At 50.0% G+C, this 15,823-nt stretch carries 19 protein-coding genes; 5 read left to right on the top strand and 14 right to left on the bottom strand.

Features of this window, described 5'->3' with window-relative positions; translation table 11 throughout:
* Positions 1 to 69 precede the first annotated feature (69 nt).
* Complete coding sequence (locus H8K29_RS00740; RefSeq protein ID WP_186896007.1) at positions 70 to 711, bottom strand: DUF882 domain-containing protein; 642 nt, start codon at positions 709 to 711, stop codon at positions 70 to 72.
* 294 nt (positions 712 to 1,005) lie between these two features.
* Here H8K29_RS00740 and H8K29_RS00735 point away from each other — a divergent pair, with 294 nt between their 5' ends.
* Positions 1,006 to 2,214 (top strand): GIN domain-containing protein, encoded by a 1,209-nt coding sequence (locus tag H8K29_RS00735; protein WP_186896006.1) that lies wholly within the window; start codon positions 1,006 to 1,008, stop codon positions 2,212 to 2,214.
* A 94-nt stretch (positions 2,215 to 2,308) separates the two neighbouring features.
* On the opposite strand, the gene H8K29_RS00730 is transcribed toward H8K29_RS00735, so the two are convergent.
* The 5 genes from H8K29_RS00730 to H8K29_RS00710 form a co-directional block, all read right to left on the bottom strand.
* Positions 2,309 to 2,713: a hypothetical protein gene (locus H8K29_RS00730; RefSeq protein ID WP_186884058.1), complete on the bottom strand. Its 405-nt coding sequence runs from the start codon at positions 2,711 to 2,713 to the stop codon at positions 2,309 to 2,311.
* Between the two features lie 3 nt (positions 2,714 to 2,716).
* A complete protein-coding gene (locus H8K29_RS00725) occupies positions 2,717 to 3,718 on the bottom strand; it encodes a TraB/GumN family protein (protein ID WP_186896005.1) in 1,002 nt (333 codons plus the stop codon).
* Between the two features lie 85 nt (positions 3,719 to 3,803).
* A complete protein-coding gene (locus tag H8K29_RS00720) occupies positions 3,804 to 4,661 on the bottom strand; it encodes a type II CAAX prenyl endopeptidase Rce1 family protein (RefSeq protein ID WP_186896004.1) in 858 nt (285 codons plus the stop codon).
* 139 nt (positions 4,662 to 4,800) lie between these two features.
* The gene (locus H8K29_RS00715) at positions 4,801 to 6,843 is read right to left on the bottom strand and encodes a UvrD-helicase domain-containing protein (protein WP_186896003.1); all 2,043 of its coding nucleotides are present in this window, start codon (positions 6,841 to 6,843) and stop codon (positions 4,801 to 4,803) included.
* Positions 6,844 to 6,972: 129 nt separating this feature from the next.
* Positions 6,973 to 7,938, bottom strand: coding sequence for a phytanoyl-CoA dioxygenase family protein (locus H8K29_RS00710; protein ID WP_186896002.1), 966 nt, complete (start codon positions 7,936 to 7,938; stop codon positions 6,973 to 6,975).
* 178 nt (positions 7,939 to 8,116) lie between these two features.
* On the opposite strand from H8K29_RS00710, the gene H8K29_RS00705 reads away from it, so the two are divergent.
* From H8K29_RS00705 to H8K29_RS00690, 4 genes are all read left to right on the top strand, one after another.
* Complete coding sequence (locus H8K29_RS00705) at positions 8,117 to 8,599, top strand: SRPBCC family protein (protein ID WP_186896001.1); 483 nt, start codon at positions 8,117 to 8,119, stop codon at positions 8,597 to 8,599.
* Between the two features lie 442 nt (positions 8,600 to 9,041).
* Positions 9,042 to 10,133, top strand: a complete 1,092-nt coding sequence (locus tag H8K29_RS00700) for a polymer-forming cytoskeletal protein (RefSeq protein ID WP_186896000.1) — start codon at positions 9,042 to 9,044, stop codon at positions 10,131 to 10,133.
* 26 nt (positions 10,134 to 10,159) lie between these two features.
* The gene (locus tag H8K29_RS00695; RefSeq protein ID WP_186895999.1) at positions 10,160 to 10,438 is read left to right on the top strand and encodes a hypothetical protein; all 279 of its coding nucleotides are present in this window, start codon (positions 10,160 to 10,162) and stop codon (positions 10,436 to 10,438) included.
* Entirely contained in the window at positions 10,435 to 11,331 is an 897-nt protein-coding gene (locus H8K29_RS00690; protein WP_186895998.1) for a hypothetical protein, read from the top strand. Before H8K29_RS00695 ends, H8K29_RS00690 begins: the two co-directional genes overlap by 4 nt.
* A gap of 324 nt (positions 11,332 to 11,655) precedes the next feature.
* On the opposite strand, the gene H8K29_RS00685 is transcribed toward H8K29_RS00690, so the two are convergent.
* The 8 genes from H8K29_RS00685 to H8K29_RS00650 all read right to left on the bottom strand — a co-directional run bounded on the left by H8K29_RS00685 (position 11,656) and on the right by H8K29_RS00650 (position 15,817).
* Positions 11,656 to 11,982 carry a hypothetical protein gene (locus tag H8K29_RS00685; protein WP_186895997.1) on the bottom strand — a complete coding sequence of 109 codons (327 nt, stop codon included), beginning with the start codon at positions 11,980 to 11,982 and terminating at the stop codon, positions 11,656 to 11,658.
* A 47-nt stretch (positions 11,983 to 12,029) separates the two neighbouring features.
* The gene (locus H8K29_RS00680; RefSeq protein ID WP_186895996.1) at positions 12,030 to 12,359 is read right to left on the bottom strand and encodes a hypothetical protein; all 330 of its coding nucleotides are present in this window, start codon (positions 12,357 to 12,359) and stop codon (positions 12,030 to 12,032) included.
* A 155-nt stretch (positions 12,360 to 12,514) separates the two neighbouring features.
* Complete coding sequence (locus H8K29_RS00675; RefSeq protein ID WP_186895995.1) at positions 12,515 to 12,883, bottom strand: VOC family protein; 369 nt, start codon at positions 12,881 to 12,883, stop codon at positions 12,515 to 12,517.
* 122 nt (positions 12,884 to 13,005) lie between these two features.
* On the bottom strand, positions 13,006 to 13,533 hold the full coding sequence (locus H8K29_RS00670) for a hypothetical protein (RefSeq protein ID WP_186895994.1): 528 nt from the start codon (positions 13,531 to 13,533) through the stop codon (positions 13,006 to 13,008).
* A gap of 62 nt (positions 13,534 to 13,595) precedes the next feature.
* Positions 13,596 to 13,976 carry a hypothetical protein gene (locus tag H8K29_RS00665; protein ID WP_186895993.1) on the bottom strand — a complete coding sequence of 127 codons (381 nt, stop codon included), beginning with the start codon at positions 13,974 to 13,976 and terminating at the stop codon, positions 13,596 to 13,598.
* Positions 13,969 to 14,610, bottom strand: a complete 642-nt coding sequence (locus H8K29_RS00660) for a DUF2238 domain-containing protein (protein ID WP_186895992.1) — start codon at positions 14,608 to 14,610, stop codon at positions 13,969 to 13,971. Before H8K29_RS00660 ends, H8K29_RS00665 begins: the two co-directional genes overlap by 8 nt.
* Before the next feature lie 79 nt (positions 14,611 to 14,689).
* On the bottom strand, positions 14,690 to 15,157 hold the full coding sequence (locus tag H8K29_RS00655) for a GIY-YIG nuclease family protein (protein WP_186895991.1): 468 nt from the start codon (positions 15,155 to 15,157) through the stop codon (positions 14,690 to 14,692).
* 81 nt (positions 15,158 to 15,238) lie between these two features.
* On the bottom strand, positions 15,239 to 15,817 hold the full coding sequence (locus H8K29_RS00650) for an HNH endonuclease signature motif containing protein (RefSeq protein WP_186895990.1): 579 nt from the start codon (positions 15,815 to 15,817) through the stop codon (positions 15,239 to 15,241).
* Positions 15,818 to 15,823: the final 6 nt, after the last annotated feature.

Raw genomic sequence — 15,823 nt, 5'->3', positions numbered from 1 at the left:
ACTGTGACGATGGCATTCAGGCAGCCAGACGCTATCGTTGTCGCTATCTTTGTCGCTATCAGCCTTGTTTCAGCCTTTCCAGCTGCGCTGCAAACCGGTGTCGGTATGGATCCAGCCACCGTTTGCCGTTGCACGATAATAAAAGCCGACGCCGCCCTGACGGAAGCTGCTGATCAGACCGCCCAGTACTTCTTCATGCAACTGCGAAATGCGAATGTCGGCCGCCTTGCCATCCATGTGCAAGGATTTACGTGCAGCCGGCACACCCTGTTCTATCAGGCGCTTATTCGATTCCGGTGTGCGGTAGCCGGACAAAATTTCCAGCGGCCTGGTCATACCGAAACGCGCGATATAGGCTTGTGTCGCCCACAAGGTTTCAAGTAATTTCGGGTCCATCGGTGCTGATTTTTTGCCGTTCACATCGCGCAATAAGTGACACAATTCCTGATACGCGGAATCAATCATCTCGCCGTCTTTCCAGTACAGTAATTTGCTGCGTTCGCCGGATTGTGGCCGCACCAGATCGAGCGTACGCGGCTTGACCCAGAAGTCCAGATCGAGTGCCTGTGAATCGAATAAATCCGGCGGCGGTGCTAATTGCGTCGATTTTCCGGCGTTGCTGTCATTGCCATGAGCGAAGGCCGTTTCGCGAAATAAACCAAGTGTGGTCAGAACTAAACTACTTTTGAGTATGTGGCGGCGGGTTGTCATGAGCCTGATAAATCCGTTGGTGAAGTTCTTATACAGATAGTGTACTTCTCTGGCTGGCAGATGTGAATCTATCTGTAAAATTTACCGTTGATAATCCTGATTCTGCATTCTGTCGCAAACAGCTGATGCGCTCCGGAGTTTTCAGATTACACTTCATCCTGTTGCAAAATTGATCCGACTAAATAGGCGACGAAAGCAGCACCGGAAACGCCGGTGCGCAGCGTCAAGCCGTCACGCCAGCGGATAGTTTTGCGTATGTCCTGTGTACGACCTATTATTGATCACATTCATATCATGCTCAAATCTATCACCTGGACCAGCCTGTTCATCCTGATGCTCGCCGGATGCGACATCCAGATTGACGGCAAACATATCAGCAACGGCAAAACCATCAACGGCGGTAAAGCCGTCACCGAAAAACGAACGCTGACCGCCTTTACCAGTATAGAAAACCGCAGTTTTCTCGATCTCGTGATTACATCCGGACAACCGGAACTGGAAATCACCGCCGATGAAAAATTGCTGCCGGACATAGAAACCGTGGTCGAAAACCAGCGCCTGATCATCCGTAAAAAAAATGTGACTGTCACGATAGGCGGCAGCCCGCAAGGGAATATCCGCATCAGCGCCAATCAGCTGCAACAATTGCTGCAATCTGGCAGCGGCGATATCGAGCTGAACAATATCCAGGCAGAGAAATTTGAACTGACGCAAACTTCATCCGGCGACATCAAAGTCAGCGGGCAAATCAAACAACTCGATCTCAGCGTCAGCGGCAGCGGCGACATCGATCTGCGGCAATTACAGTTAGGCAGCGCCAACGTCAATATGCGCAGTTCCGGCGATGTCAGAATGCATCAGTTGACCGGCGCCCTCGTTGCCGAAGTGCATGGTAACGGCAGCCTGAAAGTCGATGCGATGCAAAATGCCTCCGCCAACATTCACCGCAACAGTTCCGGCGACATCAGTCTGCACGGTGATATGCAACAGTTGCAGGTCGATGCGTCCGGCTCCGGTGATCTCGATATCGACAGCTCGCAATTACCACTGGCAAATATCCAGCTCAATGGCTCCGGCGATCTGGCCTTGCATGGCCATATTGCAGTGCTCAATCTTAATCTGCGTGGTTCCGGCGAGGTCAAAGCCAACCAGCTCAATGCCGATGATGTACGCATCGAAAGCCATGGCAGCGGCGACCTGCGCATACACAGCATACGCCAAAGTCTGAAGGCAGACCTGTCAGGCTCCGGCAATCTGCATACCTCGCTAGAGAATGCGACGCTGGCTGAGCTGATTATGTCGCGCAGCGGTGATGTCACTATTGATGGCACGGCAAAAAAACTGACCGCCAGACTCAGCGGTACAGGTGATCTGCGCGCGCAGGACTTATTACTCGATACCGCCAGCGTCAAAGTCACCGGCAATTGTGAAGCTCAGGTGAATGTCAAAAAAGCGGGCGGCTCACGCGTAGTGAAGGTAGATCGCAACGGCGTTGTCAGCTGATTTTTATAACGAAGATACTGACGCAGAAATAAAAAAGCCTGATCGTGTCAGATCAGGCTTTTTTTACGCCATATTACAAGCTCAACGTACAAGCTCAACGCTTCACAATCCGGTATTCATGTTGCACCACCAGACGGCTGGTGGCAATCAGACTATTCAAGCCCAGTATCAATTGCATCAGCACCTGCCCCGGCACCAGCCAGATCTGCCCACGCGGGGGCGACACTTGTGTCACGGCAGTCAGTACCGGCGTCACCCACGCTGCATCCGGCGTGACATCGAGCAAAATATCGCCATCGCTATTGGTGTGCAGATACACTTCGCCACCATGCAATAAGGTAAAACACACGCCATAACCAGCCTGTGGATTTTTACCCGCGAGTTGCTGCAATTCGCGATCATACAAATCCAGCCATGCCTCAACATCATTGACCGATTCCAGTGAGACCCACGGCAGATCAGGATAATTTTTTTCTGTGGATAATGCCTTCAATGTCATGTCTTACTTTTTTTGTGCGGTTGCTGAAACTGCGGTGGACGCGGTGGCGGTTGTGGCTGTCGTTGCGGATGAAACGTTCAGCGCACCGGTTTCCGGCTTCATCTGACGTACCTGCAAACCACGCTGTCTGAGCAAATCCGTAATACTGTTTTTACCGGTAATGTGCCCGGCGCCGACCACGATCATCACTTTTTTTCCCGCGCTCATCAAGGCCACGATCTGATCTGCCATCGCTGGATTGCGGTCATCGAGCAACAGCTTCATGATCTTGCGCGACCCGGCATCTTTATTCGCCGTTTCTTCCAGTATCGTCGCCAACGCCTCGGCATCACCGGCTTTCCATGCCTGCACCATCAGCGCGGTATCACGCACGGCATCGCCATTGCTGAGGCTGAGTAAAGTCTGCGACAGCATCGCATCGCCATCTTCATCACTCAGACCACCCAGCATACGCGCCTGAAATTCCAGACTTTCTAATTCCACCAGTTGCTTGCCGTCTTTCTTTGCTCTTTTGATGAAGTGCAGGTCGATGCCCTGTGCCGGATCATAGCCTTGCTGCGCCACCACGCCTATCATCAGGCCAGTCGCCACCATCGCCGGTTTGAGGCTCTGAAACTGCGTGGCAGAAGCCCCCAACAACTTCTGCATACTTTCCCAGGTCGCTTTCTGCAGATGATTTTCCAGCTTGTCCGGCGCGGCATAAGACAGCAAAGGAATCAACTTACGACTGAATTGCGGGTCGCTGGCGTCCACTTCTACTGCCAGCGTATCGGCTTGTTGATACGCATTTTGTACTGCGGCAGGCAAAGGATAAAAGCTGGCTTTGGCGAGGTGAAATGAACCAAATAAATACGCGGTATTCGTCGCCGATTTCACTTCCCACATAATGCCATTAGCGGGCGTGTCATCTGCAGCCAGGGCGAGACCATGGGTGGCAATCAGCGCGGTAACGACCACCGATGCAACCCGCTTCAATCCCTGATTCAACAATAAAAAATTCATCATCATTTTTCCATTAAAAAATGTCGGTAAAGTGCACCTCAACTGACGCACCTGCTATCTCTTTTCCTGTCGCGGGCAGAATGTGCCACTAAGGAAACAACAACTCAGCACATAAACACGATGCATTGAACAATACATGGTACGCGATTGCGCTGCGCAAACCTTGTCGCAATCGCAGATAGCCAAGCAATGCACCACCAAATAGTTGTGAGCTCAAGGCAAAGACCAGCCAATAATCACGACCATTTGTAGAATATAAATTGGAAATGTGCGCCAGGCCAAAACTGATGGCGTACATCCAGAAAACACAGGGATAACGTCGGATAAATGCTCGGCTACGCGCAAAACGAATGCTGTCAGCAGATGCGGCGTACCGCAAACGTATCGCATCCGCTGCGGCAATGCTTAGCCATATGCCAGCCATGATCAGGACAAACATTTTGTCTGCGTGCAGCATTGCTATCAGCACAGGGGCAACAAATAAACTGTACTTTACCTGCCGTAAGCCAGCCCTGAAAACTAATTCTTCGAGCAAAGGTCCGATCAAGGCAACAGTTCCCCATTCAGAGATTTTTGTTGCGTCGCTCTTTACGGACTCATCAAGACCAGCCCAATGATAAAGCGCGGCATTGATTGGTAAAGTCACGATAACGATAAAGCAGAAATTCAGCGCCAGCATCAATGCGATGCGCCGCCATCCTTGTCTGAGTGTCAGTACCGTTGCATGTCCGCGCACGGGCTTACGCAAAAAAGCGACCAGTTCACGCAGTTCGCGACGCCAGTCAAAATCGGCAGAACTTATTGCCTGCTCATTGGTATGCGCTATTGTTTGCTTCACCGCCTGACCAGGTAGGCCAACGCTGCCATTACTGGCGACAATCATTTCTTGAGCCTGATGATCGCCAGAACCGGCGGGGCTTGTATTTTCAGTTAACACTTGCGACATAGCGCCCTTTAAAAAATGCTGCGCACATCATTGCGCTGAAGCATTCTCTTTTTTTGTTTTATTTTAGTCAACAAAATTCAAGGCATTTGTCCGGCATTTTTCTGCATCAGCAACGCACGATATCGCACCGAAATACCAACTACTCTGATTTAGGCTGACTCAATAAAGCTTTCAGGTTTGCCAGCCGTTCTTTCGGTGTCAGGGCTTCTGCTTCTGTGGGGACGGCGTCGCCTTCGTCGAGTTTCATTTCTTTAATAAAGCGTGATGGATCGCAATGTACGGGCACACCTGCGCGTTTGCGCTTCTTGCACCAGGTGATGTGCAGGCTGCGCTGCGCGCGCGTGATGCCGACATACATCAGGCGACGCTCTTCTTCTATGCGTGCCGCCAGAATTTCTATCGGCGTATCGGGGTCGCCTTTATGCGGCAAAATGCCTTCTTCGACGCCGACCAGAAACACGTGCGGATATTCCAGCCCTTTCGACGCGTGCAAGGTGGACATGCGCACCGCATCAGGCTCTTCGTCCTTGCCTTCCATCATCGACATCAACGCCACCATCTGCGTCAGATCGAGCAGGCTGCGGTGATCGTCAGTGCCGTCTTTACCGCCGCTGCCTTTGGTTTTCAGCCACTGCGTAAAATCGAGCACGTTCTGCCATTTGTTTTGCGCGGCGCGGTCATCGAAGCTGTCGTACAAATAGCCTTCGTAATTGATTTCCTTCATCAGATCATCCAGCAATTCGCTGGCATGACCTTCGCGGTGGGCATGCGCTTCAACCTGATTGATGAAGGTGCAGAATTCGCGCAGCGGGCGCAACTGGCGATCAGTCAGTTTCGCTTCGATGCCGCCTTTAAACACGGCGGCGAACAGCGAACATTGCCACTGCCCGGCGAATGCGCCCAGCACTTCCAGCGTCGCCTGACCGACGCCGCGTTTCGGCGTGGTGATCGCACGGATGAACGCCGGATCATCATCTTCATTCGCAATCAGGCGCAGATACGAAATGATGTCTTTGATTTCAGCACGATCAAAAAAACTCTGGCCGCCGGAAATGGTGTACGGAATCCGTTCGCGCCGCAGCGCCTGCTCAATCACACGCGATTGATGATTGCCGCGATACAGTATCGCGTAATCGGAATAGTTGGCACGCCGCTCAAAGCGATGTGCCGAGATCATGATCGCGACTTGCTCCGCTTCTTGCTCATCGTCCTGCATGCCCAGCACTTTAACCGGATCGCCGAGGCCATGTTCTGACCACAGCGATTTTTCAAACAGTTTGGGGTTATTGCCGATCACGGCATTCGCCGCTTGCAATATGCGGGTGCTGGAACGGTAATTTTGTTCGAGCTTGATAATTTCCAGATCCGGAAAATCGACTTGCAGCGTTTTCAGATTTTCTATGGTCGCACCGCGCCACGCGTAAATCGCCTGATCGTCGTCGCCCACGGCAGTAAACATCGGCTTTTTGCCGATGCCGGTGACCAGCAATTTCACCAGTTCATATTGACAGGTATTGGTGTCCTGATATTCATCGACCAGCAGATAACGCAGACGGCGCTGCCATTTGTCGCGCACCTGTTCATTGCTGCGGAACAGCTCAACCGGCAACCGGATCAGATCATCGAAATCCACCGCCTGATACGCCGACAGCGTGGCGACATAGCTTGCATAAATGCGCGCCGCCGTGGCTTCGTCATCATCTTTGGCCTGCTTCAAGGCCAGCTCAGGCGTGATCAGCGCGTTTTTCCACAGCGACATCGCGGTCTGAATCCGGCGGATTAATTGCTTGTCGGTGGTAATCGCCAGATCCTGCACCAGCGAAAAACAATCGTCGCTGTCCATAATCGAAAAGCGGTCTTTCAGCCCCAGCGCCTGCGCTTCCTGGCGCAAAATTTTCACGCCCAGCGAGTGAAACGTCGAGACCGTCAGTTGCTTGGCCTGACGCGGTTCGGCCAGCAGTTTGGCGATACGCTCCTGCATTTCATGCGCGGCTTTATTGGTAAAAGTCAGCGCCGCGATATGCTTGGGCTCGTAGCCATGCAACTCGATGAGATTGACGATTTTCTGCGTGATCACGCGCGTTTTGCCCGAGCCCGCCCCGGCCAGCACCAGACAAGGGCCGTCCATGTAGTTCACTGCATTGCGTTGGGGAGTATTCAGGCCGTGGGACATCGTAGTCATCGAAAAAACTGGGTTATATCCGGATTATCTCCATGAATTTTCATGGAGATATTATTGTGTACGCTCAGGCTCAGATACAAATCATGATATTTTCGAAAACCAGATGACATCAGTGCTGCGGAGCGATTGTCAGATAGTCCAGCTCGGCAACTTATTTGTTTGCTTCAGCCACGGATAATCAAAACAATAGCCACCGTTTTCTACTACTGCACCGCTTCCGTTTTTCGCAGATGGATGCTTGTGTTCCGGTGGATATGCGTCAAGCGAGGTAAAGTGCGTCACATAGGATCTGCGAGTTAATTCCTCATTCAGAATCTTGCTTCCTTCATGCGATAAATTACCGTGCCATATAAATACATCGCCCTTCTTAGGACAGAATACTTCTGGTTCGATACCGGCGTTCTTCATTCGCTCAGCCAGGTAAACTGATAATTCGTGGGGCTGACGCTTACTGTCTGATTCAAATAAAATACTACCGTCACCCCAATCAAAAAAGTCGCTTATCTCTGTTTTGTGTGAACCCGGGTAATAGACCAATGGGCCGGCTTCCGGTTGAATATCTTCCAGAGGAATCCAGCTCGCTGCCAATTTCGCTAATTGCGTCTGGCATCGTACGTACGGATAGTCTACATGTATCGACTGCTGGCTTCCCTTGTAGAAAGTAAGTGACTGCAAAGCGCAAGCGGGTGATTGAAATACATGTCCTAAAAAAGAAGACACTTCTTTTACCAGACTGAGCCGCGCAGCAGCCAAAGATACCGTCTGTATACTATTGAATTTCACCCCATCCAAACCCAGCTCTTCTTCGGAAAATTCCCCAATTGGTTTGATCACACCTCTGAGTTCTGCGTAAAGCTCGAAATCACGATAATGTTTACGCAAATACTCGATATCGCCAGCCAAGGCATCAATTAAATCGTGCGGAACGACTTGTTCAAACGCGACATATCCTTTTTCCCGCCAGAACGTTAATTTTTCATGTAAGTCAAAATCAACGCTATCGCCATGACGCTTAACGTATTCATCAATATTGGCGTTTTCCTGATCAATCCATGCAGCGGAATTGATCCAGTCTTTTGGTAAAAATTTTTTCATCATCAATCCTAAACATTCAACTCTTTATGGTGCGCGAAAATTTGAAGGCATTATACGGGAGACAATTTCGTCTTAATTAAATTTTTATGTCTCAGGTTTGAAAGCCCGGTAATTCAATAAGACTTACGAAACTGAGAAGAAGAGTAAACTAGCGCGCATTCCACATTGAGACATTGCCATGAAATTCGAACATTTAATCGAGATTAACGACATCCTGAATCCTTTAGCCGAAGTCATCACCCGCGAACAATTGTGGCGCGGGCTGGTGCTGCGTGCCGAGTCACCGAAGCTGTTTGTGTCTTACCTTGACGATGCGCTGATCGAAGACCGCACCGAAGCCAGCATGACGCGCACCCTGAAATATGGCGAACTGAGCGTCACCGACGCCGTGCGTTTTGTGCATCTGGAACATGTGCATTACGACATCGCCGCGCAAGGCGAGATACGCCAGTCATCGTTGCGTATGACGATAGAAGAGCCACAGCCAGACTCGCTGTTTGTGCGCTTTCAATACGACGATGGCGCGACCGAAGAGCAGGACAAAGAAAACGAGATGTACAACGACTATCGCCGTTCCGCCTATCAGGCTGCCGACATCGACACGATACGGCAGATACGCGAATTCGCCGAAGCCGGACGCCTGAACTCCTTGCCGAGTTAAGCGCCGCCCGCAATCTCGCCGACCTGCATTGGCCTGAACTAGCCTGCGCTGACCCGCACCAAACCCAAATACGCGGCTGGGAGGCCAAATAATACTGGGGGGAGTATATTTTAAAGCCCAATGTTTATAAGGACATGAATGGGTAAAATGGCAGATACTCCCCCTTTTTTTCATTTTTGCTGGGTATAAACAGGCAAAACAGGCCGCTATCAACAACGTCGCCAGCACCATCATCAGCAGCACCAGGCAGGGATAAAGCAACGCTAAAACCGCGTAACGCAGCGACTCCGCATTAACGTCGCAAGCGCGCAGCGGCGACCAAATTCGCATCCTCTTTGTTGCCCCACCTGCGCGCATCAGCGCGGGATTTCTTCGTCTGCCCGCCGGATTCTGGGATAATGGCGCCAATTTCTGTTTCCACCCTCACCTTCTAAGGTTCATCATGATTAAACGTGCCGCCAAATCTGCCGCCCAACCTGTTGCTGAGATTCCGGCAGCACCCGAACCATTTCAGGCCAAAACGCTCAAACGCAAGCAGTTTTCCAGCACCGGCGATGTGCATATTCTGGGTGACGTCACCATCACGACCCAGCTGATCGTCGGGGGTGATCTGCTGATTGACGGCGACCTGATTGCCGAAGAAGTGTTTTGCCTCGGCAAACTGACCGTCACCGGCGACATTCAGGTGCAATCGCTGTACATCGGCCAGACGCTCGATGCGGGCGGTAATATCGATGTCGAATTCCTCGTCAAAACCGGCTGCAATGCCGAATGGATGGCGCGCGTGCTCGAACTCGATCAGCGCAAACTCAAAGAAGGTGAGAACTTTATCGATCTGCTGGTGCATCCGGCGATACTCGACCGCCAGCAGCACAACGATGTGTTCGGCGGCTTTGGCGATATTCAGGGGCTGGGTTATTTGTCCTGCGCCGATCTCGATTGTCAGGGCAATCTGCAACTCGATGACGACCTCGAAGCCAGCGAAGTGCAATTCGTCGGCGGCCATCTGGCTGCCAGCGCGATCCACGTTGCCGGTGATTGCAATTGCCAGGGCGAAGTCTTCAGCGAAACCAATATCGAAGTCGAAGGCAGCTTGTTTGCCGGTGAAATCGTCTGTCAGGGCAATGTCGCTGCGGGTGCAATCGGCTGTCAGGGCGACATCAGCGCGTGGGGCAGCATCCGCGCCAAAGGCGAACTCAGCAGCCTGTTTGGTGAAATCCACGCCGGTCGCTGGATAGCAACCGCCGCCACTTTATACGCGGCGAAATACATCAAGGCCGGTGAATCGGTGATCGGTGAAAAAGGCATACACTGCGGCAAAGACTACGGCATCTTCGCTGGCTCCACCCTGCCACGCTCGGCATGGGCAACGCAAGGCCTGATCTCTGCCGACAGCAAACCACGCCTGATTTTGTCGGGTGAATTTGTCGAAGGCAAAAAACTGCGCCACATCGACGCGCTGGAAAAAAAGCGCGATAAAGAGCTCGACTGGGAAATCGCCCGCCGCGTGAAACGCGAAATGCTGGCGGAGTAAAACCAGAACTCACTTTGTCAACAGAGATGAATTCCGATAAAGCGTGGGCATTTGATGTCCACGCTTTTTATATTGTGGTCGCTCATTGGATGGTGCGCTCGGCGCACCCTACGCTTGCTGAAACAAACTTGTGTGCTCAACAACCAAGCGCCTGGTCAATATTGTGTACGCGCCAACATGGTGGATCACTAACGCAAAACAAAGAGTCAAATTTATATAATAAAATCGATTCACCAGGAACAAAAAAGCGCGTTGAGGACGGTGAGCTTCCGCCCCTGCCTCCAAAAAAGAAGGACGAAAAATGATTGAAATCATTAGAGGTGCAAAAGGTTATCAATTTATTGTTGTGTCTATAGATAATATTGACGAATGTCTCTCGTATATATCTGAAGATTCGTCTATGCGAAGTCTTTATTTAAGCCGTAAAAATTACAGTGAAGATTTGATTGAGGCTATAACCACACATCCTGATCGAATAAAGATTCGGTATTTGCATCTCATGTGCCATATTGAAAATATTCAACTATTTGAATCGTTTGAATGGTTGGAAAAAATTAATTTTGGCGTGGAGAACACGAAGTTTAATTTTTCCAAAATGAGAAATTTAAAGGAAATCGGCGGAGTGTGGTCGAAATTCTGGACTAATTTGGAAAATTGCTCGTTGCTAGATACATTTGGATGTTCAAAATTTTCCAAACCTATCCGATCATTACCTAACTTGGCAAAGCTAAAGAATATTATGCTTATTCAACCTGGTTTTAGTTCTTTGGATGGTCTTGAGATTGCGAGCTGTCTAGTCGACCTGAGATTAACGATGGCTCGGAAACTGGAGAAGATCGATGCCTTGATTCATTGCGCCCAAACTCTTGCTAAGCTAGAGATTGACGGTTGTAGAAAAATTGGATCATATGATGCGATAGAAAAGCTTGTGAACCTTTCATATTTAATCATTTCAAACAGTTCGGATTTGAAGTCGATTTCATTTATTACGAAAATGCCGAAGCTTGTCACACTCAGTATTTTTGAAACAAAGTTGTTAGACAATGATTTGAGTCATTGTGTTTCACATCCGAGTTTAATTGATTTTAGAAGTGGAAATAAGCGGACTTATATACCCCCCGTGCCGGAAGTGGAGGCGAAGTTGGCTTCTAAAGAAAGCAAGAGAAGCCAAGTAGGGCTGGTGAACCCCGCGCTATAGTTGGGCAGCGACGACAAGTGATCGAGTGGTTATGCCACTTAAATCTCCAGTCTTTCCAGATGTTCGCGGCTCTGACGATTATCACGACCTGAATGGAGAGTGGAAAAGTTGAACCAAAGGGGGCAGTGGAGTAGGGTGCGCCATGCGCACCAATGGTGAAAAACAAACAGCTAAACAAATCAACACAGGCATTCAAGCGCTGTGCGTCGCTCAACTACGCTTGCTGGCGGAGTAAAACCAGAACGCATCTCCTCCGTAGGAGGAGTTCTGAAAAAGCGGGCGCATCTGAGGCGCCCGCTTTTTTACATCCTGACCGCTATGCCATTACGCAGGCCGACCACCATCATCTTTGATCGCCACAGATGTGATCTTAGAAAAATCAATCGCCAAAAAAAGCTTGACGCCGTTTTGCCTCACTTCATACGACTTGAGCGCAGACGGTGGTTGCTTTCCAGTTGACAGGTAGGTCAGAAAATCATTCTGGAAATTCTTCAGCGCCGTCCTGATTTCAATCTCATAACTCGCAGCGGTGCCGTTATTGAATTGAAGGAAGAGATTTTCGTTGCTCATTTTTGTTACTCCTTTTTCTGATGTGGCACGAAGGCCACGGACATCAACGGGGGAAAACAAATGACAAAACAGCAGAGACAATAAACCGGCACAACTGACAAACACGACGCGTACCCGTACCAACAGCGCTACCAGACGGTATACAAAATGATAAAACCGGTGGCGACCATACCGGTTAATGCGACCAAAAATATGACGTCGCCGATTAACTCTAATTTTGTGGCCAGCGAGGGATTTCTGGTGCGCAAAGAAAAGAAAAATAAATAGGTCGCCAGCAAAAAACACAATGACACTGCAGCCAGGATATCGTCGGCAATCGTCACCGCGAATTTATCTGCGCCTTGTTTTTTGAAGATGGTTAACGCCGTGATGCTCAGACCCGCCAACGTGGCAGACAGCGTAAGTAATTGCAGAATTTCATGCCTGTCCCATTTCCTTTGCATTGCAATGCCTTTCATTCAGACTCAATACAGAAGAATGGACTATCAGGCAAAAATTTAGTTCGTGTATTTATATTGCGTTACAAAATACAGCGCAGATAGCAGATAACGCGCAGACGAGAAATACATGGCATTTACTGCGCATTTGAGATGGAAACGTCGTCACGGGTGGCTTATTTATCCTGACGAAAAGCGCGACTGGAAATACACACAGAATTGTTATCCGGGTCTTTCACATTCGAGAAAGAATAGCCGTTCGCAATATGCGTACTTCCAAACTGCAGACCCAATTCCAGCGATTTTTTCTTGAAGGCTTCGACGTGCTCAACGTCGAACATGAGCTTCACGCCCGCTTGTCCCAGCTTGATGCTTTTTGCCGCCTGATGGATCAAGATACTTGCGCCACCGTGCTGTGCGGTCAACTCTATCAGGCCATCGACGACCTTTCCTGTTGAAACGAAATCAAAATACTTCTGATAAAACTCAGCCGTTTTTTGCATCTCTTTCGCATAAATAATGATGACGCTAAGTGCTGGAGTCATGATAGGTCCGATGTGTATTCAGGCGACCCCATGTCGCCCAAGAACTGGTTTTGTCACATTGCATTATTCATAAAACTGTTCAAAAGGCGATAGTGTTGGCATAGCCTTTTCGCAACGTACCTTTACACTTGCACGTTGACGGAAATGAACGGATAGCCGCGTCGTAAGGCGTAGGCTGGAACGTATTGTTCAGCCTGTTCTATCGTTTCAAATAACTGCCCCTCTGAACCCGACCAATACAAAACCTGATGCTCCAGTGTCGAAAAGCGCTTGAACAAAGCGCCAAGCTGATTGATCTGAGCGGGTTCCGCCCGGATGCACATATCGACGATTTCGCGATCCGGCAAATCCTGATTATTGTTAAAGCGAATTTGCAATGCGCTATGACCCCAGGCATCGGTCGTGAACAATTGCATACGCAGGTAATAAGCAAACCTGTCTTCGGGGCGTTCAGAACCTGCCTCCCAAAGATAAACGCTTTGCGCGTGCCTTGGAAACTTCTCGTATGCAAAAGCCCAGGCGATCAGCGTATCCGCACCGATGTAAAACTCAAGCACGCCGGAAGCCGATCCATTCGACATCGACATCACCAGATTTAAGTGATACGGCTCTTCGTAAGGATATCTTATGATGCAAATGTAGGAAGTCATTGTTATGTCTATGTTGAAAAGGATCAGGTGAAATGGTGCGTGCAACGCACCCTGCGTTGGCATCAAATGATCTTGCAACGGATGATGGCATCCTCATCAAATCCATAGATCGCGCAAAGCCTGTGGTAGCCATCGGCGATAATCACTTTGCCGTTGCTTTCATCTCTGATCAGCAGCAGCGGCGACAGGGCAACGCCGTTCGCGATTTTCTTTCTGTCTTTCTCTACGTGGGAATTACTGATGCCGAGCAAGGATAATTGCGATGCTCTGAAAATATCTTTGGATTTAAACTCGACGATAGCCGCCTTTCTGAGGCTGGCGACCATGTCAGCAACTTTCTTATCGTTGTAGATAATTCTCAGATAAGAATCGGCTGCCGGATAGTCATGCTCCTCAACATCGGAGAGCCATAATATTTTTTCAGATGCCAGGTGCTTAGCCATTGTTCACCTCAGAAGAGAATGCAGAGTTTCGCAAGCGCACTATCTGGCGGTCTTGCGTTCGTGCCAGTACCGCTTGTGCGACAACTGCCCCGATAAGTGCGAACAGCATGTCGGATTGTGTATCCCAGGGATCACCCTGAGTACCAAGAAATTCGTCAGCGCCCTGCCCGAGCGAGATGGCAGCGGCCCACTCGATGAGTTCATACGATGCGCTGATGGCGAGCACAACACAGGTCACCAGAAAGCTCAGCATTTTTCCCGCACGGACATATCCACCGCGAAGCAGAATTTCCCGCGCCGCCAGCGCCGGAACAAATCCCTGGGCAAAGTGGCCGATCTTGTCGTATGGATTGCGATGCAGACCTAGCGCCTCGGCGATTTGGAAACCAAAAGGTACTCTGGCATAGGTATACGCGCCGCCGACCAGCAAAATAACGGCATGCACGAAAATACAAATGTAAAGCAAGTGCGTCAGCGGAAAACGCGTGTAGCTTGCGATCAACACAGGCACGACGATGAATATCGGCAGCACCTCCATCAGCCACGTCGCGCGGTCATAAGGATGCCAGCCAGACCAAGCCAACAGGCAGAGCAGAACGACGAGAGCGACGAGGAGGGTTTGGGTGCGGGACATGGTTGATTGTGTGGTTTAATGTTTGAGGTGGGAGGCTGCGGCTACTCAGAGCTGTCGCTCCTGCAGCGGATGCTTACAGTCAATCACCGCGCTGCCCACGAACATTGAACTGCGGTTGATAGTTCTTGTAGATCACCTCCTCAACCTCTTTTCGGCCAAGAACAATTGGAGTAACAACAACCGTCAACTCTGACTCCATGTATTTCGTAAGGTCATCTTCTAGCTCCGAGGGGAACTTCTTACTAGAGGATGCCTCCACGAAGTTAGACCTCTGCGCATACAAATACGTACCAAGGGATCTCCGGAATGAGTGGTTAACCGTCCGAAAAAGATCTTTCATACGCGCAGGAAGATCACCGCTCTCTCCGACATATATTGGAGTTCCATCACGAAATATGCAGTACACACCTGCCCCTTTCGGATATTCTTTGCTCTTCTTAAGCGGCATAGGCGCATTGCTCTCTGCAATGTCCTTCGCAATCGTTTCAACATACTGCCGCAGTGCGTCATTTTTGCTTGTATCTAGTAAGTCAGTCTGAATGTTCATAAGTAACTCTCACGCCAAAGTTCACCGACGCCGTAGCCGAAGTTGAGTAGGGTGCAATATTCGCTTGTTGGTTATAATTGATTAGCGAGGCGGAAGCCATTCAAGGTAGCGAAAAAATCGATCACTTATCGCAGACGAAGCAGGTCGTTTGATCTCTAGCCCCGTCAATTTTTCCTCCACAAGCGCAAATATTGACGCAATTGTAGATGGGTTTAACCGCCCCTCGCCCCAATGAATAGTCGCTCGACCAATTTCAGTACGCAATAACTCAACAGCGACATCCTTCATATCTTTCGAGAATTCCGAAGTCGAAAATGGAAGCCTCCCGAACATATTTTCAAACTCCTCCGCACCTCTGACTGTCCAATACATATCGTAGAACGGCAGACAGCTGGCACGAAGCCAGATCCACATTAAGCGAGAGTCTGAGACGTTAGGCGCCTCACGATGGCAGCGACCACAAAGCAAAACTAGATTTTCCACACTAGCAGGGCCGCCACGTGAGGCTGGAATTATGTGGCAACGCTGAAGCTTTGCTTTGTAGGCGCATCGCCAACAACGTACATGCGCCTCACTCCAGTCGATAGCGAGACCTGACTCATCTTCTTGGTGCGACCAGTAGGCGACGATCTCCTTAATCGCGATACTTTCAGTAATCACTATCTC

Source organism: Undibacterium sp. CY21W (assembly GCF_014284265.1).
Classification (GTDB): domain Bacteria; phylum Pseudomonadota; class Gammaproteobacteria; order Burkholderiales; family Burkholderiaceae_D; genus Undibacterium; species Undibacterium aquatile.
Note: the sequence above shows the minus strand (reverse complement) of the source record. Positions and strands in the feature narration are given on the sequence as shown.